Below are 20,889 nucleotides of genomic sequence, written 5' to 3' on the forward strand. Positions count from 1 at the left end.
ATGTTATTTGTCCTCTTTGACTTCTGGAAAAATCAAAGACGCATTTAGCATGAGTAGTTTTACAGGCAAAGCCGAAACGGATGATAACCACCTACTGAAGTAGGTGGTTTAGGGCTGAAAATGAAAAAGCCCAGTAGAAACTGGGCTTTGGTAGGAAGGGTGTTGCGATTACTTCAAAACAGAAGTGTTAGTGACACCTGTTAGTGCGTCATCCATTAAGAAGTCAGTGTTTTCCATCTGCATCTCTACATGATGATCAATATCAGACAAAGTGCCATTTGGCGAAGCAAAAGTACTGTGCGATGCAGTAGCGTTAAACTGTACAAAGCTCGCAGTTGCATTCACAGTAGTGTCCGTACTGTTCACAGTCTTCAACCCTAGCTTATTAGCAAGCGGTTCAGTACCCGCGAATGGTGCATTTGGAACGCTGTTTGGTACTGTGCTATCGCCATCCACTTCTGTCATAAAGAATGGTGTCGTTAGCGAACCAGATGCCACTAAATCTGAAGCGTTTGTGAACGGATCGACAGTGTCTAGTGTAGTCTGTGCTGCATAGATAAATTGTGAGAAACCTGCTTCTAGCGCTGCTACTTGAGCTTCCGTTGCCGCAGCCTCAAATGCTTCGTAACATGTTTTATCTTCTAGATCCGCACATGATGCATCAGCGTAATTCGCATAGTCTTTTGATGCTGCATAAGCGAGGTTATGTTTGATCTGAGGGCCGTAATTGTCTGAACCCAGTAACAAATTACCAATTTGTCCACCAGAGTTCTGTACTGATACAGAACTAAAGGTGTACAGCGCATCCGCAGTAGAGCTGCCCAATGTATTGTTTGCTGCTGCGACGGCAGATGTAGCGACAATACCGCCAAGTGAATGACCTAGCATTTTGACTTTTGAACCCGTCATTGGGTTGAAGCCTTGCAGAGGACCTCCAGCTAAAAGACCGCCTTGAGCAGATACTACCAAGCTAGCGCGCAAACCTAACACATCCAGAACACTTTGACGTAGGTTGTCACGCGCAACGGCTAAGTTGGAAAGATTTAGATAAGCCAGTACATTCGCATTTGCGGAACGTTGTTCATCTAAGCTGCGCGTACCATGAATAGGTAAGTCAATAGCGATAACTGCCACACCTGCTTTTACCATATTGAACGCGAACGCGTACGCATTCTCTTTCGCAGAAGTGATGCCGTGTTGATAAATCACAACGTCTGTCGCGACGCCAGATTTAGGTGTGAAGACCAGTACTTCGACATCTTCAACCGATTTCACTACGGGAACAGGCGAGTAGCGAGTAATAATACGCTCACTATCAAGCTGGGTACCATCGGTAAGAGTAAGCTTAGCTCCAACAAGTTTTAGCTGCTCTGTAGGATCTGTAGCAAGCTTTGTCACATCAACAGGATCATTTGCAAAAACGCCTGTTGATAGCTGCTGAACCATGTTTGCTTGCTCGTTCGGATCCGCTAATGCAGCGCTTAGCTTCGCTAGGCTTGGCATCGCAGATACCATTGGTTGCATGTTCCAGCTTGCGCCTTTTTCCAAGTAATGAGGCAGTCTTACCACACCTTGTGTCACGCTTACATCGGCACCTGATTGCATGTAAAGGCCTTTAATTGCCGTTTTAGCTGCGTCTAGATCGCTAATGTATTTACTAAAGTCATCGTCAGAGTCTAGCGCAGTGCTAAAGTCTTGGGTTTCACCGAGCGTTATTGTGTAGGCCGTTGATAAGTCTACTGAACCTTCGTTTGAGTCATTTTTGTAAACGGTATTTAGTGTGTTTGCGCCAGTAGAAAAACCAGTAGCGGTTACTCCTTTGACTGCCGCTAACGTATCACCTACAGACTGGGTACTGAACCATGAGGAGTAAACGATGTCGTTAGGATTAACTTGAGCTAGACCAAAAATGCCTTCAACCGCCTGAGTGACTGCTTGAACAGAAGCAAGGTCGCCAGTTTCATAAACGATTTCTTTCGATTTACCAGTCGCATAACTTGCTGATGTACCAATTGGCTCACCATTCACGTCAGTAACATCTTGTGTAACCGCAAAAATGTACTCGCTTGACTCATCAAGTGCAGCCAAGAACTGGATGTATAGAGAGCTACCTTTTGCTTGAACTACGTAGTCCTGATTCTGAACGAGTACCTCTTCGATTGGGTTAGATTTACCGTCCCACTCGGTTAAGCGTTGGTTAATCTTGATGACTTTAACACCAGACGACAGCATGCCCGTTGCAAAACCGTCGCCGTTGAAGTTAAGAACGATTGGCATAGACGTTGACCATCCATCCATCGTGTTCATTGAGGCTCTAGGGTTGGTTAAAGCATCATCGCCATCAGTTGGCAGACCAAGCGTACCATCGCTTGTGTCCATTAATAAGTAAGACGGTGCCGGTACATCTGCGTTCGCTCCTTGAAGCGTAAAACTGATGGATGTTTCGCGATCAAGCAATGCTTGGACTTCATCTTCAAATTGAACTTTGTCGGAAGTACCAGAGCTGGAGGTATCATCACCACAACCAGCAAGAAGGATTGCAGAACAAAGCATTGATAATTTAAACGTGTGTTTCATTGGTTTACTCCGTAATCCCATTATTTGAAGGTGTAGTTCATCTGTACCGCGCTGATGTAAGCAGTACCTTCTGAGTCAAACTTAATCTCTTCACCCAGAGCATTTGTCTCAGTGAAAGAGCCTGATTTACTCTTAACAAGTGCAAAGCCTGCATCGAAAGTTAAATTCTCACTCATTGCGTAAGTTAGGCCCGCGCTGTACCAAAAACGGTCACTGTCAGGGATACTCAATGTCGCTTCACCTGCTTGTTCGTCGTACGCAAAGCCTGCACGGAATGTCCAGTCTGTATTAAGTATGTAAGTTGCACCAACGGAGTAGCGATTGTTGTCTTCATATTTCTCAGGTTTAAAGAAACATACTCCGTCATTACATTCGTTACTGGTCGCTTTTAGTTCTTTAAATGTGCTCCAGTCGGTTTGTTGCCAGCCGTAATGTACAGCCCATTGTTCATTCAGTTGATGGAAAGCCGATAATTCGATAATTGAAGGGAGAGAGATTTTTAAACGGCCATCAACTTTTGGTGATGAAGCTCGACCAGAGTCGTAACTACTAAACTCACCGTCATCAAAATCTAGATCAACCTTAGAGCGGTAGCCAAAGCCAAAACGGTTGTTTTCATTTAGCTCAAATAAAGCGCCGACATTCCAACCCCAAGCGAAAGTTTCACCTTCCATGCCGACAAGGTTATCGGACTTATTACCACCTAAAATACCGGCAAGTGCGCCTTTGTGGCGAGTCAGCTCTGCTTCAGCGTATACGAGGTTGATACCACCACCGACACTGAAAGACTCGTTGATACGATAAGCGACATTAGGGTTGATGTTTACTGAAAGTAGGGAAGTGTCACCCGCCATATCACCTGCGGAAATATCATTTGGATAGTCGGTAGCAACACCGTATGTTGTGAACATACCGATACCCCAAGCCCAGTTATCATTGATAGGGCTGATGTAATAACCTGCTGGCACGATCTGTAAAGGAGCGACATCTTTCGCGTGTTCATTGTTTACAGTGTCGTACACATCGACTTCAGGGTCGATGATAGATAACGCGCCCGAAAATTGAGCTTCTTTGAAAAGTGTCATTGCTGCAGGGTTACGGGCAAGGACGCTGGCATTATCTGCGACAGCCCCTTCACCTGAAAATGCTCGACCAAGACCAGATGCCGAATGTTCAGCTACCTGGAAGCCCGCTGAGTGGGCATTACACGCAAACAATATTGAAATTGTAAGCAGAGAGCAGTGCTTCTTGTTCATCCTTGACCCTCCTAGGGTGTCATAATGCTGGACCGAAGTCCTTGTAATTGTTGTGTGGTACTTACACCAATTGTTAATACGCGAAATACAACGGTGATGTAAATGTAATGTTAATTGTATGTTTAATAACTTGTCAAAGTTTGAGCGTATTTTGCGTTTTAAATATGATGCATAGGTCAAACGATGGCTTGTAAGGGCATGTATTATCGTTATATTTTTGAAGAGAATGGTACGACCAGAATTGTTTTGCGAGCTTTATAGTTAAATAACGATCAAATCAAGAGATAGCTCGCTTTGCGGTTTCTTCACTTCACAGGCATAATTCGCGCTCGCTATGTAGTTATTCAATAGACGCAATAGGAACCGCATTGGAATTACTGAATGTTGAATTTTTAGGTCGTTCGCTAAGGCTCGAAGGATCGATGGCTGGGTGGCAGCAGTTATATTGGGATAATACGTTGGTGTCTCAAATCGATGCCAGTGACAATACCGCAGAGACTTGTCTACACCAGTTTAAGCTCTCTGCGGGTGAGGAAATCCTGAACTGTCATTTGGAGTGTTCTTTAACATGGCAACCGTTTGAATTGAGTTACAAGGTCACAATTAACGGTGAGCTCATCAATGAAGGTTGTCGAAATGAAAAAGACATCGAGCGCCAAGTGCCAGAAGTTACGCCACCATCCGAAAAGCGTTTAAGTGTAATAGGCCTCGTATCTCTTGGGATGAAAGCACTTAAAAGTGCGAAAGTTATTAAAGTGGCGTTAGCGTCTGCAAGTCTCGCTGCATATTCTTGGCTATTTTCCATCGAGTTCGCGCTAGCGTTGATCGCTTGTTTGGTTTTTCATGAATATGGTCACATTAGAGCGATGAAGTATTTTGGAATGAAGACCAAAGGAATCTATTTGATTCCATTCCTAGGTGGTTTGGCGCTAAGTGACGAAAAGATAAACACGCGCTGGCAGGATGTGGTTATCTCAATCATGGGACCATTTTTCGGTTTAGTACTTAGTATTGTTTTTACTTTGCTTTATTGGATGACTGGTGAGGTGATCTTCGCTGGGCTTGCTGTGTTTAACGCCTTGCTAAACCTATTTAATCTGCTGCCTATTTTACCATTAGATGGTGGCCATGTGCTCAAAAGTATTACCTTCTCAATGAATACTTGGGTCGGGTTAGTTGGCAGTATTGCGACCGCTTTATTGGGCATTTTTATCAGTTACTATTTCGGTCTGACGTTGCTAGGGTTTTTATTGTTAATGGGAATGTTGGAAGTGGTGATGGAATGGAGAGCTCGACATCAAAGCCATTTATTGCCATTAACCCGTTATGGGCAGCTATTCTCACTGGCTTGGTACTTGGTCTCTGTCGGAGGTTTTGTTTCTATCATCTGGTATTTTGCCACTCTCGGAGATAGTTTGTTAAGTTTGCCGCTACAGATATTGGGCACTTGATTAGAATCATTAAAAGCTCCCTAGGGAGCTTTTTTATTTGGCAAGCTTAAGTAGTAGACGATAGTAGCAATGAATTAGCCACATCTTGGTGCTTTCGCGTTATACGCAGGCAGCTTATTTATGGTTGCTTGTAAATCTTTAATGCGCGTACTGTGCGATGGGTGGGTTGAGAAGAATTCAGGTGGTTGAGAACCACCTGATGCAGCACTCATATTTTTCCATAAATCGACACTTTGACGTGGGTCGAAACCTGCTTTTGCCATGAATTCCAGCCCGACAATATCAGCCTCGGATTCCTGAGTACGACCGTATGGCAAGATAACACCGTATTGAACACCGACACCAAGTGCCGCCATCGTCATTTGTTGATACTGTTTGTACTCGGAAGCGCCAATGGCAACGTTTGCTAGAGACAACCCAGCATTTGCTAACTGACTTTGTGAAAGACGTTCATTACTGTGGTCAGCGAGGACGTGAGCGACTTCGTGACCAATAACTGTTGCCAACTGATCTTGGTTTTTCGCGACATCTAAAAGCCCGGTATACACGCCGATCTTCCCACCTGGTAGAGCAAACGCATTGACTTGTTCACTATCAAAAACAACGACTTCCCAGTCTTTAAATCCAGATTGAGCGGGAATGGTGTCAGTGATGTGTTTGGCAACGCATTGAACGTAGGCATTCGTTTTGCGATCTTTGCTGATTGGGATATCTTTCTTCATTTGTTCGAAAGATTTAGCGCCAAGCGATGACATTTCCTGATCTGAAAACATCAGGATCTGGTTGCGACCCGTCGGTGATGCGCTACACGCTGTTAAACCCGCGATAGTTAAAAGAGCAGAGGCTTTCATCCATACCTTCATAACAGGCTCCATTTAATTTTTTGTTTTGAAGCAATAGTATATACCCAAATAGTAACATGATGCATGGATCAAGTTATTCATCTGATTAATAAAGAAGGTGAGATGTTACGTCTTGAAGTTATGCCCAAGTAGCGTCTATGCTAGCTTCCTAGCACATCGTTACAACCTAACAAACCAGTTTGTGAAACTAAGAGTAAAACAATGAGTATATGGAAAAAGCCCGTAAGCATAGAGATTCTGAATGCCACGTCAAAAAATACCCTGATCGAGCACCTACAAATTAAATATACAGATTTCACTGACGACTCCCTTACAGCAACCATGCCCGTATGCAGCTTTACTCATCAACCTTTAGGAATGCTTCACGGTGGTGCATCAGTCGTGCTCGCAGAAACATTAGGCTCATTGGCTGCAAACTTCTCTGTCGATGAGGGCAGCTACTGCGTCGGTTTAGATATTAACGCGAACCATGTGCGAGCCGTGCGAAGTGGTCATGTGATTGGTACGGCAAAACCGCTTCATCTGGGTATTTCAACGCAAGTGTGGCAAATCGATATCACTGATGAGCGAGGCCGTTTAGTGTGTACCAGTCGCTTGACCATCGCTGTGAAACAACACAAAACAAAGTCGGTATAAACTAAGATGGTGATTGAGTTTTCATTAGGAAAAATCATTGCAACCCAGCGTGAAATAGTGATTAAGCTCTCCGGCAGTGCAATGGTAACCTTGCAAGCGCAAACCGATGCAATTCAGTTGCTGGGTAGAGGAGCGAACGTTGTTTTATCTCATGGAGCAGAGTGCAAATGGTCTATCAAGCTGGACAACGAGGTACAACTGGCTGAACTTTCGCGAGAAATTGGTATCGATATTCAATAATTTATAGTGTGATGTTTGCACTTTTTGGAAAAAATGAGGAAACTTAGCTTATCGACAACAAGATAAGAATTTCCTCTTTATGAGTAGCCCTCGTTTACGTGTTCAGTTCGAAACACTGTTTGAAAAATTTTCCGGTCACGATACGGACGTTCAGCTCGAAGACATCACCGAAGCGTTGTTTTGTACACGTCGTAATGCTCGTATTGTTCTAAATAAACTTGAAGAAGAGGGCTGGATTGAGTGGCATCCGGCAGCGGGTCGAGGAAAACTTTCGAAACTCGTTTTTAAACGTAATCGAAGCGACGTCAGCGAAAACCTCGCCAGGCGTTATCTCGATGAAGGGAAAATCGGTCAGGCTCTAGATGCGCTTGATAACGATGCGGCACGATTGACGCAGGTTATCCAAGGTTATTTAGGGCTTCAGCATCGACAGGGCGAGCAGGTCGTGCGTTTGCCTTATTATCGACCATTGTCGATGTTAAACCCGCAGAAACCGATGCGGCGTTCTGAACAGCACATCGCCAGACAAATTTTTAGCGGACTCACTCGCCTTGATGAAAATGAACAACTTCAACCAGATTTAGCCCACACGTGGGAAGCAATTTCTGATACACATTGGCGTTTTTATCTTCGTCGTGGAGTACGCTTTCATAATGGTGAACCGTTAACAACCAGTTGTGTTCTTGAGAGTGTGCTTGCGTTAAATGGCTTGAACTTGTTTTCTCACATAAAGCGGGTGTCTTCACCACAAGAGTGGACCGTTGATATTGAGCTCGTCCGTCCTGATCGCTACCTTCCTCTGGCTCTGAGTGAGTCGCAAGCAAAAATTTTGCTACCGAGTGCTTTGCGTTCTGAAAGCTTCGATAGACAACCGATAGGGACAGGGCCGTTCCAAGTTAAAATGAATGATGATAAGCGTCTTATTTTGACTGCTTTTGATGGCTACTTTGGTTTTCGCCCTTTACTTGACCAGGTGGAGGTGTGGGTAATCGATGAAGCCTATTCTTCAATGGTTTATCCAAGCCTGTCAAAGCCGAAGATGGATAAACAAGGTTCATCCGATGAAGTAGAGCTGGACCCTGGATGTACATTCCTATTACTAAACAAAAACACCGGGATTGCAAAAGATCCACGTTGGGCAGAGTTCCTCTCGCAAACCCTCAACAGTCACCAGATTTACGCGCATGTTCCACAAGATAAAGTGATGGAACTGGGAGTATTGCAAGCCTTTGGCCTTAAGCCCGGTTGGATTGATCTCAGGCCAGCGGAAGCGGGCAGCGTACCACAGGCTAATAAGGTAATTTCCGTAGCGTATCAGAAAAAGCATCCGATGTTTCCAGTAGTTGCCAAGGCCATCAAGACACTCTTAAAACCGCACGGTATAGAGGTTGAGTTTATTCGTTATGATTCTCAACCGCCCGCACCGGAGGAAGTGGATATCTGGGTGAAAGCTATGGGCATTGCAACGAACCGAAATGACGCGTTGGCGGGCTGGCTCCTGGATTACAGTGATATTGAGAAGTTCAGTTCAGGTTACGATTTTAGTGAATGGGCTAAACTTGTCGATCAATGGCGTGCCGGCATGCACACAGACTTTCCTGCGCGTGAGCTAGGACGACAATTAGTAAAAAGCTGTCAGGTGATTCCTATGTTTCACTGCTGGCTAGGCGTGAATAAAGACCACAGCGGTGCGTTACAAAATGCAAAGTGTAATGCCTTAGGTTGGTTTGATTTTAATAATGTATGGGTCAAACCGGATATAGAAAGTAACCATGGCGAAACCGAATAAAAAACAACCGACGAAAACCGTCGATATCTTTTGCTCTAAATGTAAAACTCAACTATTTAAGTACCGTAAAGGCGGGAAAGGAGCACTGGTTAAATGCTTCAAAGAGCGCATTGTTGACGATTTCACACAAACCCCATGTATTTGCCCCGCTTGCGGACAAGAGTTTGCAAGAGATACCCTAGTAAGAGGAACCCCCGCTTACAAAATGATTGGCGGCAAAGTGACGATGAAATAATAAAGGGCTAGAAAATGAGTATGAAACATGACTATTGCATGGTTTTAAGTACAACCAGTAATGAAAAAAATCGAGATCAGATCATTAAAGGTTTGCTAGATGCCCAATTAGCCGCGTGTATTCAAACAATGCCTATTGAAAGCCACTACGTTTGGAAAGGGGAGGTTTGTACTGACAACGAATGGTTGCTAGTCATCAAAACTCGTCGAGAACTTTATGAATTGGTGGAAGAGAAAATAGAAAACCTGCACGAATACGAGGTCGCTCAAATCGTACAGGTTCCAATTGTTGATGGGTTTAACCCTTATTTAGAATGGTTGAGAGAATCGACGTTGAGCCGACATTAAGAATAACGACAACACTGCACCAACGGTATCGCACAACATATCTTTCTGGGCGTCCCATATGTCACCTTGCGAGCCCAGAAAGGCAATTCCCTCATCGCCACCAGCCAACTCCGCATACCACCATTCGATAATCTCATAGCCAGCAGCAAGTGACATGATAGCAAACAAAGCAAACCAGCAAGAGAACGCTTTGTTGAACCGTTTTTTGTTTATCAAGTATTCAGCGATCGGATATGCGTAAAGGCCAATTGAAAAGTGCGCAACGCGATCAAAATTATTTCGCTCTGAACCAATCATGTCGTTAAACCAGTCAAACGGCACTTCGGAGAACGTATATTTCGCACCGATAGTGTGCAAACAGAGCCAGATGAACATTAAAAAGTAAGCCGTATTACTGAACTGATAGCGAATCGAAATCGCCCAAATAGCAACAAGAATACCAATCGCCGGGATAATCTCCGCAAACCAAACTGCACGTGAGTTAGGTTCCAACGCAGAAAATAAAAACACGATGGCATAAAAAATCGTTAATCCTAAGAGTGTCGAGGTGCTTTTCATAGAGTTATTTGATCCTTCAATTTATCTTACAGTGGGACTCCATAGATTGTGTTAATGATTACACTTAATTGAACGGTGTGCAATTGATATTTTAATGGGTTTTTTGATCACTGAAAATGTTGATTTATTGGCAAACTGCTCAACATTAAAACGTTTGCGCGTGCACTTTTCATTAAAGTTTGATTTACAACATGCCCATCCATAGAATCCATGATTCAGTCTAATAAAAAAGAAGTAAAGCCATGAAACTGGAAACTGTCGATTATCTTGCTGACGATGCTGCTCAACAGTTCGTTACCTCTTTACGCGAAACGGGGTTCGGTGTGTTGAAAAACCACCCGATTCCACAAGAGCTTGTAGAGTCAATTTACAAAAACTGGCATGAGTTTTTCTGTTCAGAACAAAAGAATGATTTTCACTTTAACGTAGACACCCAAGATGGCTACTTCCCACCTTCTGTGTCTGAAGTGGCAAAAGGGCACAAAGTGAAAGACATCAAAGAGTACTTTCATGTTTACCCTTGGGGTCAGATCCCAGAGCAGCTTAAAGCTGAAATCTTAGAGTACTACGAGCGTGCCAATGCATTTGCTCAAGAGCTATTAGGCTGGGTTGAAGCGTACGCACCTAAGGACGTTCAAGAGAAGTTCTCTATCGCGTTGTCAGAAATGATCAATAACAGTGACAAAACATTACTACGCGTGCTTCACTACCCACCGATGACAGGCGAAGAAGAGCCAGGCGCTATTCGTGCTGCTGCGCATGAAGACATTAACCTGTTAACGGTTTTGCCTGCTGCTAATGAACCTGGACTGCAAGTAAAGAGTAAAGAGGGTGATTGGATCGATGTACCATGTGACTTCGGGAACTTAATCATCAACATTGGTGATATGCTTCAAGAAGCGTCAGGTGGTTATTTCCCTTCAACGACTCACCGTGTAATCAACCCTACGGGTGGCCGTCAAGAAAAGTCACGTATCTCATTACCGTTGTTCCTGCATCCAAAGCCGGAAGTGGTGTTATCTGAGCGCTATACTGCACATAGCTACCTTATGGAACGTTTACGTGAGCTAGGGGTTATTTAACCTTTACGTGATCTCCTTACAAAGGCCGATGGTGAATGACTATCGGCCTTTTTGCATTTATGCTACAAAGTGGAAACTATGTTTTTTGTGCCGTGAATGGGGCCCTAAACTCGTGTCAGAGAGGATGAATGGAAGGACAACGTACTGTCAGTAGTATTGAGCCTCATGCAATAGAAAATCCGCTGCTTTGGCCAATGCTAGAAATTCTGAGAAAACAGCCCTCTAATTGGAAAGTGCACACCTTGGCAAGCTGGTTGGGTGAACAAGGTTATATTTCAAAGCTGGACGACTCTCCCGATAAGGATTTATTCAAAAGAAATTTCCTGATCATGAATGCATTATATCAACTGCAAGACACTCTGTATCCGGATAGCTGGCTTCAAGTCGAAGCCATGGATATTCAGCTCATGTCTTCGATGGAAGCTTTGAGGCATAAGATCGATATTCATGATCCTTTGCGTGATTATTACTTAGATTGGCGCAATTACGAAGCGGACGAAGATGAAGTGCGTCGATTGTTGAATGAATTTTGGACAACTTATCAAAAGTTCATAGGTGGTTCGTCAGTAGCCAGCGTAGATAAGACAAAGGCACTGTCACTATTTGAACTTAACACTGACGCTACGCCTGCGGAAATTAGAAAACAATGGCGAAAACTCGCGCTTCGTTGGCATCCTGATCGAGAAAATGGCGATGCAGAAAGATTTAGAGTTCTTTGTGAAGCGTGGAATGTACTGAGAAACGAATGATTCGCTAAGAATAAAGATAAAGGAAGGCAGCTAACTATAGCTGCCTTTTGATTGAACTGTCTCTGTCAGCGTATCAAAACTAGCATGATGACTTAAACTGAGATTTTCGCATGCGGTTGAGGGCAGCCATAACGTCTAGTGTGCGTGGTTTGGCTAAGTCGCCTTGCTTAGGAAGAACGGCATGCCACTCACCAGACAGCATTTCTTCAATCTCCTTCGCCGGATGATTACACCAACCTGGAAGTTGAGCAATTTGGAACCATAACCAGCCAATTGTGTTGACTTCATCGGCTGACTCTATCTGTTCCAAAGCGCTGAGATCAGTAAACTCTTTACCAAATCGAAGTGACTCTTTGCCTTTCGCATTCACACGGAACTTGCCGTCAGTGAGAATATTCATCAACGCAACGCGGTTCAGTGCTCGAGGTGGGAAGGTCTGTAAACGTTCTTCTGACTCGTTATGGCGTTGAGTAGGGTGCTGAGCGATAACTTCTTTCGCTTTTTCAGTTACATCAACGGCTTGGTAGTCGTGCATTTGAATGACGGTATCGGCAACGTCTAAGTAGTCGCCCGACCCACCCATAACGATAATGGTAGAGATATCAAGATCATCTCGTAATTGACCAATGCGGTCGACGAGAGGAGTAATTGGCTCATCACCTTTTGCCACCAATGCCTGCATACGCTCATCTCTAATCATGAAGTTGGTAGCAGAAGTATCTTCATCAATCAATAATGTGCTTGCACCCGCTTCAATAGACTCTTGAAGCCAAGCGGCTTGCGACGTTGAGCCTGATGCGTCTTGAGTAGAAAAGTCCGCCGTATCTTTACCCATCGGTAAATGGTTGATGTAGTTCGAGAGGTTCAAGTGGTGTACGCATCGGCCATCTTCGGCACGAATCTTCATAGCCTTGTTATCGGCAACAATGTATTCGCGACCATCTCCTGGAATATGATCGTAAATTGAACGCTCTATTGCATTTAATAAGGTAGATTTACCGTGGAAGCCGCCACCTACGATCAGTGTGATACCTTTTGGAATTCCTAATCCTGTGACATGGCCCTTGTTTGGCGCATGTAAAGTGACTTGTAGAGATTCAGGGGCTTTAAACTCAACGGCTTCTTTCATAGGAAGGTCGCAATTACCTGCAATTCGAGGAAGAATACTGCCGTTTGCGACAAACGCGACTAAGTTATTGGCCTCCAACTGTTCTCGCAGGGCATCTTGGTCTTCAACAACTTGGCAGTGCTTAATTAAAGCGGCTTTGTCGAGTTCACGCTCTAAAGTTGCTCGACGGATAAACTTAGGCAGGTGGAAAGTCAGTATGTTGTTGGCTTTTTTCCCCAATACTGAACGACCTTCGGCTGGTAAGTTAACTCGAAAACGCAGTTCAATACCTTCTTCAGTAAACAACACCGCGGTGCTATCCAGTACTGTTTGGCCTGTCAGTGAAATTGATACTGAGTTTTCTTGTTTAGCAAACTGCTCAAAACTACGCGCAATAAAATCACGTGCAGCTCTTTGAAATGCAGGAGACTCGTCTCTTAGCCACTCAAGACCAGTCAAAGACCATGAGCGAGTCGCACGAAAACGTGACGCCGATGCATAAGGGTCACCCTGTACATGATCGATAAACAAAGTGAAATCAGTGAAGTCGTATTGACCTTTGATTTGCTGATAAGCTCGGTAGTTCTGCTTTTCAATTTTCTTAAGCGTGGCAGTCAACTGATCCATGAAGATATTAGCCTTTTAATAGAAGCGGGCGGCGATTATAGAAACCACCGCCCTCATAGTAAAGAGAATGCTTAGGAAGAGTAGGCGTATTGCCCGCCAGAAAGGCGCTGATTAAACAAACTTTGCTCAAATTCATTACAAGGCATAGGTTTACCATAAAGAAAACCTTGTCCGATATCACAGCCCTCACCAATGAGAAACTGTTCTTGTTGGGGAGATTCAATGCCTTCGATCACGACTTGGAGTTCCAGTTTTTTCGCAATGTGTATGATAGAACAAATTATCGCGCGGTCATCGTCCGACTTTTCCATTTGCTGGACGAAGCTTTTATCAATTTTGATGGCATCAAATGGATATTTCTTTAAATAGCTGAACGAGGCATATCCTGTACCAAAATCGTCAAGTGACAGTGTCACGCCTAGTTTGTGCAGTTTATTTAATGTAGTGCGTGCTACGACCTCATCGGCAATTAAAGCGCTCTCGGTCACCTCGAGCTCGAGAAAGTGCGCTGGCAAGTGAAAAGACTCGAGTAAGTGTTGCACTTGTTCCGCAAAATTTACGTTTTGTAATTGAATGGGAGAAACGTTGACGGCCATTTTGAAGTTATCAATTAACTCAGACCATTGTTTTGCTTTGTCTATCGCGGTTCGAAGAACAAAAGAGCCAACTTCAAAGATAAGCCCGTTTTGTTCAGCCATATGTATTAAGGCTTCGTTGGATACGTCGCCTAGTATTGGATGCCTCCAGCGTAGTAATGCTTCTGCGCCAATCCATTTGTGGGTTTGAGGGTGTACTTTGGGCTGAAAGTAGAGCATTAGGTCGTCGTTTCTTACCGCTTGCAATAAGTAGCTTTCCAGTTGATTGTGGTTGTTGAGTTCATTTGAATGGCTTTCACAGAAATAACTATACGCTTCGCCAGATTCTTTACACAAAAGCATGGCATAACATGCGTTCTGGAGTAGTTGTTTAGCATTGCTGGTTCGGTGAGCTTGTACAACACCAATGTAAGAGTTTAGGTGAACCTCTGTGTCTTTTACATAAAAACTTCCCATACCAATATCGGTAATATCATTCAGTAGCTGATGCAATTTTATATCGATGTCTGTGCCCCAAACGAGCAATACGAGATCATTGGAGCTAGGCCTCCCCGTAACAAAATGTCTGGACTCCCGCTTACCAAGACGATACCGAAACTCTTTCAATATTTCGTCGAAAGCTTCAAAGCCATAACGGGTTTGGATACTGCGTGCATTGCTAAAACCAATGTTTATTACGATTAATGATTGCTGACTGTGATCTAACGTTCTGAGTGTGTCACTGACTATATTTTCGAGTGCTGCTCGGTTTAGGAATCCAGTTCCTTGATCGTGTGTTTTTTGGTAGCTCACCTGCTTTTCAGCGGCTCTGCGACGATCAATCTCTTGCGTTAGGGAATAACTTAACTGCGCCAAATCTGTAGTGCGATTCTCAACTCTATTTTTGAGTTCGTTGTTAAGACGCTGAAGTTTGTGTTGCTGATGCACGATGGAAAGCTGCGCTTCGATTGAATCTTTAAAAGTCCCAAGCAATTGCCGGTAAGTGTCGCAGTATTCATTCTCCTTAGAATCAAGCATGCAAATAGTTCCAAACGTCTCTCCATTTGGCCAGAATAGCGGTAAGCCGCAATAAGAGATCATACCTAGTTTGATATCAGGGTTATTTTGCCACTCTTCATCTTCAAGCGCGTTTGGGACAATAAGTTCACTTTTGTGTTTTATGACATGCTCACAATACAAACCGTTGCCAAGCAACTCAGTATCGCCAGTACGATAAGGATTACCTATAGTTTCGCTGGATGTATTTACTTCTATGCGATCTGGATGGATACGCATAATTAATGTGGTGGGTACGTGCGTTATTTGAGCCAGTAAGTTGACGATTTCCTGCCAACTTCTTCGCATAGACTCAGGGATTTCGTAGTCTAATGTTTGCAATCTCCCCATATAGGTCATCCTTTACGTGGTTTCACTTCCTGTGAATTAAAAATGCAGACTGCTCTATTTTGTTCTCGCTTTTTAATTAAGTATAGGGTGGCTAGGGCTCGAAACAAAAAAAAGTCCTGAAAAGTGTTCAGGACTAGGAATAGTTGTCACATATCTCATCCTTGAAACAGATAACAAGCATCAAGGCTTAAGCGACATTAACGATTCAATAGAAATGTCTTGCGAATAGTCGACATCCTCAAAGTTAAAGCCATTGAGCTTCATAAACTCATCTTTAAAACCTTGGTAATCACCAATCTCTTTAAAGTTATCAGCATTCATTTGTTCTAAAAGAGCGTGGACTTCTTGTTGAACTTGCGGTTCAAGTTCCAAGTCATCTATTCGAATCAAGCGTTCACCGTCAACTGGCACTTTCTCTTGATCGTATAACTTCGTAGTAAACAGCCGCTGCATTTGTTCAATACAGCGTTCGTGAGTACCTTTTTCCTTCATCACTCGATAAAGCGCTAGCAGGTAAGGGCTTAGAGCAGGGATGAATACACTGGCTTTCGTCACCAACGCCTTACACACGGTTGCGTAAGCACCGCCGTCAAAGTTGGCGAGTTTGAGGTTTAATGAATGACTGGTTTGGTGTAAATCGATTTTCGCTCGACCTAACGTACCATCGAGATAAATTGGGTGCGTAATGTCAGGGCCCATGTAAGAAAAGGCGATGGTTTTGCAGCCGTTTGCGATAGAGTCGTTATTGATGAGTGTGTCAATCCAGCTTTCCCAGTCTTCGCCGCCCATTACTTTAATGGTGGCATTGGCTTCCTCTTCTGTTGCAGGCGTTAAGGTGGTTTCTATCCACTTATCGTTCTCCAGCATGATAGAAGCGCCAGTGACAGGTTCACCAATAGGTTTAATGACACTGCGCCAAAACTCATCAGATTCAGGTTTAGGTCGAACACCGGTTGCCAAGCTATAGATGACTAAGTCAACTTCACCCTCAAAGTACGTTTCAATGGCTTCAATCACTTGATTGCGCACCGAACCAGAGAATGCATCGCCAACAATATTTATTGCGGTACGCCCGGCTTGATTTGCTTCTTGCTTAAAAAAGACGTTGTTATACCAACCCGCACTCCCAACCCCTTTCTCTGAAGGGCCACGCTCAAATGAGACGCCAATGGTATCGGCGTTAGCGCCACCGAACGTTAGGGCTATTCGTGCCGCTAGGCCGAAACCAGAGGAGGCACCAATAATCAAAACCCGTTTTGGGCCTTTTTTGATCTGTGGGGCGTGCTTTACGTATTCAATTTGCTCTTTAATAGATGCATGACACCCTTTGGGGTGCGCAGAGCGAGCAACAACACCTTGAATTAACGGTTCTATTCGCATGTTGTTATCTATCCTCGATGAGTGGAATTGAAAATAGATTAACGTAAAGTTACGTAAAACTTATTGAGCTAGACCATTAAAATTAGAGATGTTTAATTAATTCTTGAGCAACGAAATCAGCGATCCAAGGTTGTGCATCTGGTTTTGGGTGAAGGCCATCATCCATCATCCATTCTGGTTTGGTGACAACATGCTCTAAGAAGAATGGCATCAAGGCAACTTGTTGATGCTGTGCAAGCTTAGGGTAGATATCGTAAAACATATCGCTATAGCGCTTACCATAATTAGGCGGAACCCGAATTTGCATCATGACAACGTCCGCACCAGAATCTTTTATCATGGTAATCATTTTTGAAAGATTTGACGTAATAAGTTTAGGAGGGAAACCTCTTAGGCCATCGTTGGCACCTAACTCAATAAGTACCATGTCAGGGCTATGCTGAGTTAGCAACTGAGGTAACCGTGCTAAGCCATTGCCAGTGGTATCGCCAGAAATGCTAGCATTAATAACTGTTACATCTTGACCATGTTCTGACAACGCATCAGGGAGTAAGCTAGGCCAACTCTCTTCGATCGGCATCTGATAGCCTGCACTCAAGCTATCACCCAAGACAAGTAGCTTTTCGCTCGCATGTGCAGTAGCGGAAAAACAAAAAAATAGAACTAAGGAAAGTATACGAATCATGCAAACACCTGTACTTAATGCACCTATTGTTCAAGCCAATTTGGTTTCTAAACAAGTCTCTACTAATCAAGAACAATTAACAATCCTCAAAGACGTAAATGTTGACATCCGAAAAGGAGAAAAAATCGCCATCGTCGGAACTTCCGGTGCAGGTAAGTCAACATTGATGACGTTGCTAGCTGGTCTTGATACGCCGACATCAGGCGAAATTACTTTATTAGGTCATGAATTATCAAAACTGGACGATGAAGCTCGTGCGAAAATCCGGGCTGACTCTTTAGGTTTCGTTTTCCAAAGTTTCCTGTTAATCCCGAGTTTGAGTGCATTAGGTAATGTCACGCTTCCTTGTCTTTTACGTGGTGAAGCCGAAGATGAAGCAAGAGCAGCGGAATTATTAGCTGCTGTTGGATTGGAAAAACGTGTCGACCATTTACCAAGCCAGTTATCTGGTGGTGAACAACAGCGAGTTGCGCTAGCGCGTGCATTTATGACACAGCCTGAGCTGTTGTTCGCAGACGAGCCTACCGGCAATCTTGACCATCAAACCGCAGACAAAGTGATTGAGCTGCTATTCGATCTTAATGAACAGCACGGGACAACTCTGATTTTAGTAACACACGATGGTCATCTAGCAAGCCGATGTGACCGTATCTATCGTATGGAGGCGGGTGAGCTTAAGGAGGAGATATAATGTCTGCAGTATCATCAAGTGAAGCAACATCCACAGAGCAAAACAGTACAACACAGCACTCGTCGAATAAAAGTTTGATACGCTGGAGTTTCGGCGAAATAAGGCAGGGGAATCTTTGGCCTATTAGCGTTGCTCTTATTCTCGTGATTGCGAGTATCTTTGCGCTTTCTGCATTAGCAGAACGAATGGAGCAGGTGATCGTCAAGCAGGGGAAGGACGCATTAACGGCAGATGCGGTGTTTGTGTCTGCTAATCCCATTCCGGACATGTTGTTAGCCTCGACTGAAAGCCTTGAACGTTCGACGATGACACGCTTTGCCACTATGGCATTTAGCGATAATGGTATGCAGCTTATTTCTGTAAGGGCGGTGGATGATAATTACCCTTTAATGGGAGAGCTCGTTCTTGAAAGTAATCCAGCCGGTCGCGTTAAAGAGAACCAACTCTGGCTTGATGAGCGGATTATGACTCAACTAAACGTAAAATCAGGTGACAGCGTCACGATAGGCGATGCCGAGTTTACTGTATCAGGCGCAGTATTGATGGAACCAGGCTTGAGCTTTAATCCATTTCAGCAAATGCCTTCTGCATACATTCATCAAAGTGACGTAGATAAAACAGGAGCAATTCAAGTTGGGAGCCGAGTTCAATACCGTCTGTTTTTACAAGCCGATGATAAAACACTAAAGAGCTTGCAAGATGATACGCAGCTTTCTCCGAGCGATCGCTGGCGCACGCAAGATACTGCCAGTCGTAGTAATGAGGTTTTTGAACGCACGACGCAGTATCTGTCGTTGACCGTAGCGATTGTCATCATTATGGCGGCGACAACATTGGTTCTTACTTGTCAAAATTACGTGAACAGCCGGACACAAACTATCGCGATGTTGAAAAGTCTTGGTGCGAGCCGCCGATGGATTGAAAAGTGGTTATTTATTCAAGTCACAATCCTTCTCATTAGTGCCAGTGTCGTCGGCCTACTGCTAGGGAGCGGGTTGGAGTATTTATTACGCATTCCACTCAAAGACTTATTACCCGATCCACTCCCTAGTTACGGTGTCACACCATTTTTGGTGGCATTTATCTCTGCAGTCTTGATTACTGTTCCCGCTCTCGGTATACCATTGTTAGGCTTGATTAAAACTCCCGCGTTAGAAGTGCTACAGCAGGGCAAAGCGCAACGTTCCTGGAAGCGAATGTTACTTGTTCTAGTTCCCGTTGTTCCATTGCTTTTACTGTATGCAGATAACACCTTAGTTTGGATCGTGCTCACTGGTATAGCGGTACTGTTTGTGGTACTCGCAGCAGTTAGCGTCACACTCACAAAGCTGTTTGCACGTGTGTCAACCCATCCTGCAATGAAGCTTGCGTTGAGTCGTATCAACCGGACGCCAGTAACCAGCGGTCTACAGTTTGGTGCTTTGGCATTATCTTTGATGTTGCTGTCTATCATTTGGCTTGTGCGCAGCGATATTCTCGCTGATTGGGAGAGAACCTTACCTGCAGACGCGCCAAATGTGTTCGCTTTAAACATTGGTGATTATGAGCTCGATAACTACCTAGAAACCCTAGATAAAAATGGAGTTACGCGGTCACAAGCTTATCCAATAATTCGTGGACGACTAACAGAGATTAACGGTCAAAATGTTAAAGAGGTTGAGTACGAAGGAGAAGGTTCTGACGCGATACGTCGAGAGCTAAACCTGACATGGGGAGATACCCTACCAGAATATAATGACGTGCTTTCGGGTGAATGGACAAACAAAGGGAGTGTATCTGTAGAAGCGGATGTAGCAAATGACTTAGGCATCAAACTCGGTGATACGCTGCGCTTTGTAATAAACAGCCAGAATTACGATGCAGTAGTAGATACCATCCGTTATGTCGAATGGCGTGACATGAAGCCTAACTTTTATTTTATTTTCTCATCTGACGTGATGGCTAATTTACCTGGTTCTTACCTCATCAGTTATAGGATTGAAGAAGGAAATGAAGCGTTGTTGACGTCAATGTCACGTGCTCACCCAACGGTCTCTGTTTTAGATATCCGAACTATGGGCGAGAAAATTCAGGCTTTGATTCAGCAAATCGTATCAGCAATCACCATCCTTGCTCTTTTAGGCGTTGTTGCTGGTCTGCTGCTCATCTTTACGCTACTGAGGTTAAGCTTGTCCCAACGCCAACAAGAGATTCGTTTGTATCGCACATTAGGTTCAAGTAAGAAACGGATCAACACAACCCTGTGGGCCGAGTACGGAATTATGGCGTTGATTGCTAGTGGTGTTGCGGTATTCGCTGCGGAAGTTTGTGTGGCCGCAGTCATGACATATGGGTTCGATCTCAATGCACAAATTCACCCCGAATTGTGGATAGCTTTACCGCTTGCAACATTTGTTACGTTGGCACTTGTAGTGATGAGTTTGTTGAAAAGATTGTTAACGCCAGTAAACACTTAATCGCAGCGAGTGTTATCAAGTTTGGAACACTCCATGACACTTTTATTTTAGTTATCCACAAAAACAGTGGATAACTTTTGGGATAACTAAATGGGGTAAAAAGTGGGGTGTTTCTGCAGGCTTTGCGCCATGGGTCTTACAGTGAAATTCTTATTCACATAGACACAAAAAAGTGTC

18 protein-coding genes are annotated in these 20,889 nt (G+C 44.0%); 10 read left to right on the plus strand and 8 right to left on the minus strand.

The features are described from left to right. Window positions 1-168: 168 nt before the first annotated feature. Window positions 169-2,577: a VolA/Pla-1 family phospholipase gene (locus tag NL626_RS05085; RefSeq protein WP_253657052.1), complete on the minus strand. Its 2,409-nt coding sequence runs from the start codon at window positions 2,575-2,577 to the stop codon at window positions 169-171. 20 nt (window positions 2,578-2,597) lie between these two features. Next, on the minus strand, window positions 2,598-3,833 hold the full coding sequence (locus NL626_RS05090; RefSeq protein ID WP_017821929.1) for an outer membrane protein transport protein: 1,236 nt from the start codon (window positions 3,831-3,833) through the stop codon (window positions 2,598-2,600). Between the two features lie 422 nt (window positions 3,834-4,255). On the opposite strand from NL626_RS05090, the gene NL626_RS05095 reads away from it, so the two are divergent. After that, entirely contained in the window at window positions 4,256-5,284 is a 1,029-nt protein-coding gene (locus tag NL626_RS05095; RefSeq protein WP_005376346.1) for a site-2 protease family protein, read from the plus strand. 74 nt (window positions 5,285-5,358) lie between these two features. Here NL626_RS05095 and NL626_RS05100 read toward each other — a convergent pair whose 3' ends face one another. Continuing rightward, complete coding sequence (locus NL626_RS05100) at window positions 5,359-6,147, minus strand: M48 family metallopeptidase (protein WP_017634168.1); 789 nt, start codon at window positions 6,145-6,147, stop codon at window positions 5,359-5,361. 201 nt (window positions 6,148-6,348) lie between these two features. On the opposite strand from NL626_RS05100, the gene NL626_RS05105 reads away from it, so the two are divergent. The 5 genes from NL626_RS05105 (at window position 6,349) to cutA (ending at window position 9,394) form a co-directional block, all read left to right on the plus strand. Beyond that, window positions 6,349-6,783 carry a hotdog fold thioesterase gene (locus NL626_RS05105; protein WP_213960958.1) on the plus strand — a complete coding sequence of 145 codons (435 nt, stop codon included), beginning with the start codon at window positions 6,349-6,351 and terminating at the stop codon, window positions 6,781-6,783. Between the two features lie 6 nt (window positions 6,784-6,789). Beyond that, window positions 6,790-7,023 carry a DUF3389 domain-containing protein gene (locus tag NL626_RS05110; RefSeq protein ID WP_005386281.1) on the plus strand — a complete coding sequence of 78 codons (234 nt, stop codon included), beginning with the start codon at window positions 6,790-6,792 and terminating at the stop codon, window positions 7,021-7,023. Between the two features lie 79 nt (window positions 7,024-7,102). Then, on the plus strand, window positions 7,103-8,812 hold the full coding sequence (locus NL626_RS05115) for an SgrR family transcriptional regulator (RefSeq protein WP_005386283.1): 1,710 nt from the start codon (window positions 7,103-7,105) through the stop codon (window positions 8,810-8,812). After that, window positions 8,796-9,047, plus strand: a complete 252-nt coding sequence (locus NL626_RS05120) for a hypothetical protein (RefSeq protein ID WP_005376334.1) — start codon at window positions 8,796-8,798, stop codon at window positions 9,045-9,047. The genes NL626_RS05115 and NL626_RS05120 overlap by 17 nt, the downstream gene beginning before the upstream one ends. Before the next feature lie 14 nt (window positions 9,048-9,061). Beyond that, window positions 9,062-9,394 (plus strand): divalent-cation tolerance protein CutA, encoded by a 333-nt coding sequence (gene cutA, locus NL626_RS05125; protein WP_017634166.1) that lies wholly within the window; start codon window positions 9,062-9,064, stop codon window positions 9,392-9,394. On the opposite strand, the gene NL626_RS05130 is transcribed toward cutA, so the two are convergent. Continuing rightward, window positions 9,356-9,952, minus strand: coding sequence for a DUF2238 domain-containing protein (locus tag NL626_RS05130; RefSeq protein ID WP_005376330.1), 597 nt, complete (start codon window positions 9,950-9,952; stop codon window positions 9,356-9,358). The two genes, cutA and NL626_RS05130, sit on opposite strands and share 39 nt — an antisense overlap. 242 nt (window positions 9,953-10,194) lie before the next feature. Between NL626_RS05130 and NL626_RS05135 the strand changes: the two genes are divergently transcribed. Then, window positions 10,195-11,034 carry an isopenicillin N synthase family oxygenase gene (locus NL626_RS05135; RefSeq protein ID WP_005386285.1) on the plus strand — a complete coding sequence of 280 codons (840 nt, stop codon included), beginning with the start codon at window positions 10,195-10,197 and terminating at the stop codon, window positions 11,032-11,034. 128 nt (window positions 11,035-11,162) lie between these two features. Beyond that, window positions 11,163-11,783 carry a DNA-J related domain-containing protein gene (locus tag NL626_RS05140; RefSeq protein ID WP_213907675.1) on the plus strand — a complete coding sequence of 207 codons (621 nt, stop codon included), beginning with the start codon at window positions 11,163-11,165 and terminating at the stop codon, window positions 11,781-11,783. 79 nt (window positions 11,784-11,862) lie between these two features. On the opposite strand, the gene NL626_RS05145 is transcribed toward NL626_RS05140, so the two are convergent. The 4 genes from NL626_RS05145 to tesA form a co-directional block, all read right to left on the minus strand. After that, the gene (locus NL626_RS05145; RefSeq protein ID WP_213962462.1) at window positions 11,863-13,518 is read right to left on the minus strand and encodes an ABC-ATPase domain-containing protein; all 1,656 of its coding nucleotides are present in this window, start codon (window positions 13,516-13,518) and stop codon (window positions 11,863-11,865) included. 71 nt (window positions 13,519-13,589) lie between these two features. Next, complete coding sequence (locus NL626_RS05150; RefSeq protein WP_137282644.1) at window positions 13,590-15,500, minus strand: EAL domain-containing protein; 1,911 nt, start codon at window positions 15,498-15,500, stop codon at window positions 13,590-13,592. A 180-nt stretch (window positions 15,501-15,680) separates the two neighbouring features. Continuing rightward, window positions 15,681-16,880 (minus strand): enoyl-ACP reductase FabV, encoded by a 1,200-nt coding sequence (gene fabV, locus NL626_RS05155; protein ID WP_137282643.1) that lies wholly within the window; start codon window positions 16,878-16,880, stop codon window positions 15,681-15,683. Window positions 16,881-16,962: 82 nt separating this feature from the next. Then, window positions 16,963-17,565 carry a multifunctional acyl-CoA thioesterase I/protease I/lysophospholipase L1 gene (gene tesA / locus NL626_RS05160; RefSeq protein ID WP_005376324.1) on the minus strand — a complete coding sequence of 201 codons (603 nt, stop codon included), beginning with the start codon at window positions 17,563-17,565 and terminating at the stop codon, window positions 16,963-16,965. On the opposite strand from tesA, the gene NL626_RS05165 reads away from it, so the two are divergent. Together NL626_RS05165 and NL626_RS05170 are read left to right on the plus strand one after the other, a co-directional pair. Then, window positions 17,564-18,256, plus strand: coding sequence for an ABC transporter ATP-binding protein (locus NL626_RS05165; protein WP_253657053.1), 693 nt, complete (start codon window positions 17,564-17,566; stop codon window positions 18,254-18,256). The genes tesA and NL626_RS05165 overlap by 2 nt on opposite strands. Continuing rightward, on the plus strand, window positions 18,256-20,712 hold the full coding sequence (locus NL626_RS05170) for an ABC transporter permease (RefSeq protein ID WP_213893415.1): 2,457 nt from the start codon (window positions 18,256-18,258) through the stop codon (window positions 20,710-20,712). Before NL626_RS05165 ends, NL626_RS05170 begins: the two co-directional genes overlap by 1 nt. The last annotated feature ends 177 nt before the right edge of the window (window positions 20,713-20,889 follow it).

Source organism: Vibrio sp. Y58_MX_L22 (assembly GCF_024181865.1).
Classification (GTDB): domain Bacteria; phylum Pseudomonadota; class Gammaproteobacteria; order Enterobacterales; family Vibrionaceae; genus Vibrio; species Vibrio alginolyticus.

Excerpts from the sequence above, each read along its gene's own strand:
- NL626_RS05095 (WP_005376346.1), top strand. The coding sequence starts at position 4,256 with ATGGCTGGGTGGCAGCAGTTATATTGGGATAATACGTTGGTGTCTCAA.
- NL626_RS05090 (WP_017821929.1), bottom strand. The coding sequence starts at position 3,833 with ATGAACAAGAAGCACTGCTCTCTGCTTACAATTTCAATATTGTTTGCG.
- fabV (WP_137282643.1), bottom strand. The coding sequence starts at position 16,880 with ATGCGAATAGAACCGTTAATTCAAGGTGTTGTTGCTCGCTCTGCGCAC.
- NL626_RS05120 (WP_005376334.1), top strand. The coding sequence starts at position 8,796 with ATGGCGAAACCGAATAAAAAACAACCGACGAAAACCGTCGATATCTTT.
- NL626_RS05165 (WP_253657053.1), top strand. The coding sequence starts at position 17,564 with ATGCAAACACCTGTACTTAATGCACCTATTGTTCAAGCCAATTTGGTT.
- tesA (WP_005376324.1), bottom strand. The coding sequence starts at position 17,565 with ATGATTCGTATACTTTCCTTAGTTCTATTTTTTTGTTTTTCCGCTACT.
- NL626_RS05105 (WP_213960958.1), top strand. The coding sequence starts at position 6,349 with ATGAGTATATGGAAAAAGCCCGTAAGCATAGAGATTCTGAATGCCACG.
- cutA (WP_017634166.1), top strand. The coding sequence starts at position 9,062 with ATGAGTATGAAACATGACTATTGCATGGTTTTAAGTACAACCAGTAAT.
- NL626_RS05170 (WP_213893415.1), top strand. The coding sequence starts at position 18,256 with ATGTCTGCAGTATCATCAAGTGAAGCAACATCCACAGAGCAAAACAGT.
- NL626_RS05135 (WP_005386285.1), top strand. The coding sequence starts at position 10,195 with ATGAAACTGGAAACTGTCGATTATCTTGCTGACGATGCTGCTCAACAG.
- NL626_RS05085 (WP_253657052.1), bottom strand. The coding sequence starts at position 2,577 with ATGAAACACACGTTTAAATTATCAATGCTTTGTTCTGCAATCCTTCTT.
- NL626_RS05140 (WP_213907675.1), top strand. The coding sequence starts at position 11,163 with ATGGAAGGACAACGTACTGTCAGTAGTATTGAGCCTCATGCAATAGAA.
- NL626_RS05100 (WP_017634168.1), bottom strand. The coding sequence starts at position 6,147 with ATGAAGGTATGGATGAAAGCCTCTGCTCTTTTAACTATCGCGGGTTTA.
- NL626_RS05130 (WP_005376330.1), bottom strand. The coding sequence starts at position 9,952 with ATGAAAAGCACCTCGACACTCTTAGGATTAACGATTTTTTATGCCATC.
- NL626_RS05110 (WP_005386281.1), top strand. The coding sequence starts at position 6,790 with ATGGTGATTGAGTTTTCATTAGGAAAAATCATTGCAACCCAGCGTGAA.
- NL626_RS05150 (WP_137282644.1), bottom strand. The coding sequence starts at position 15,500 with ATGGGGAGATTGCAAACATTAGACTACGAAATCCCTGAGTCTATGCGA.
- NL626_RS05115 (WP_005386283.1), top strand. The coding sequence starts at position 7,103 with ATGAGTAGCCCTCGTTTACGTGTTCAGTTCGAAACACTGTTTGAAAAA.
- NL626_RS05145 (WP_213962462.1), bottom strand. The coding sequence starts at position 13,518 with ATGGATCAGTTGACTGCCACGCTTAAGAAAATTGAAAAGCAGAACTAC.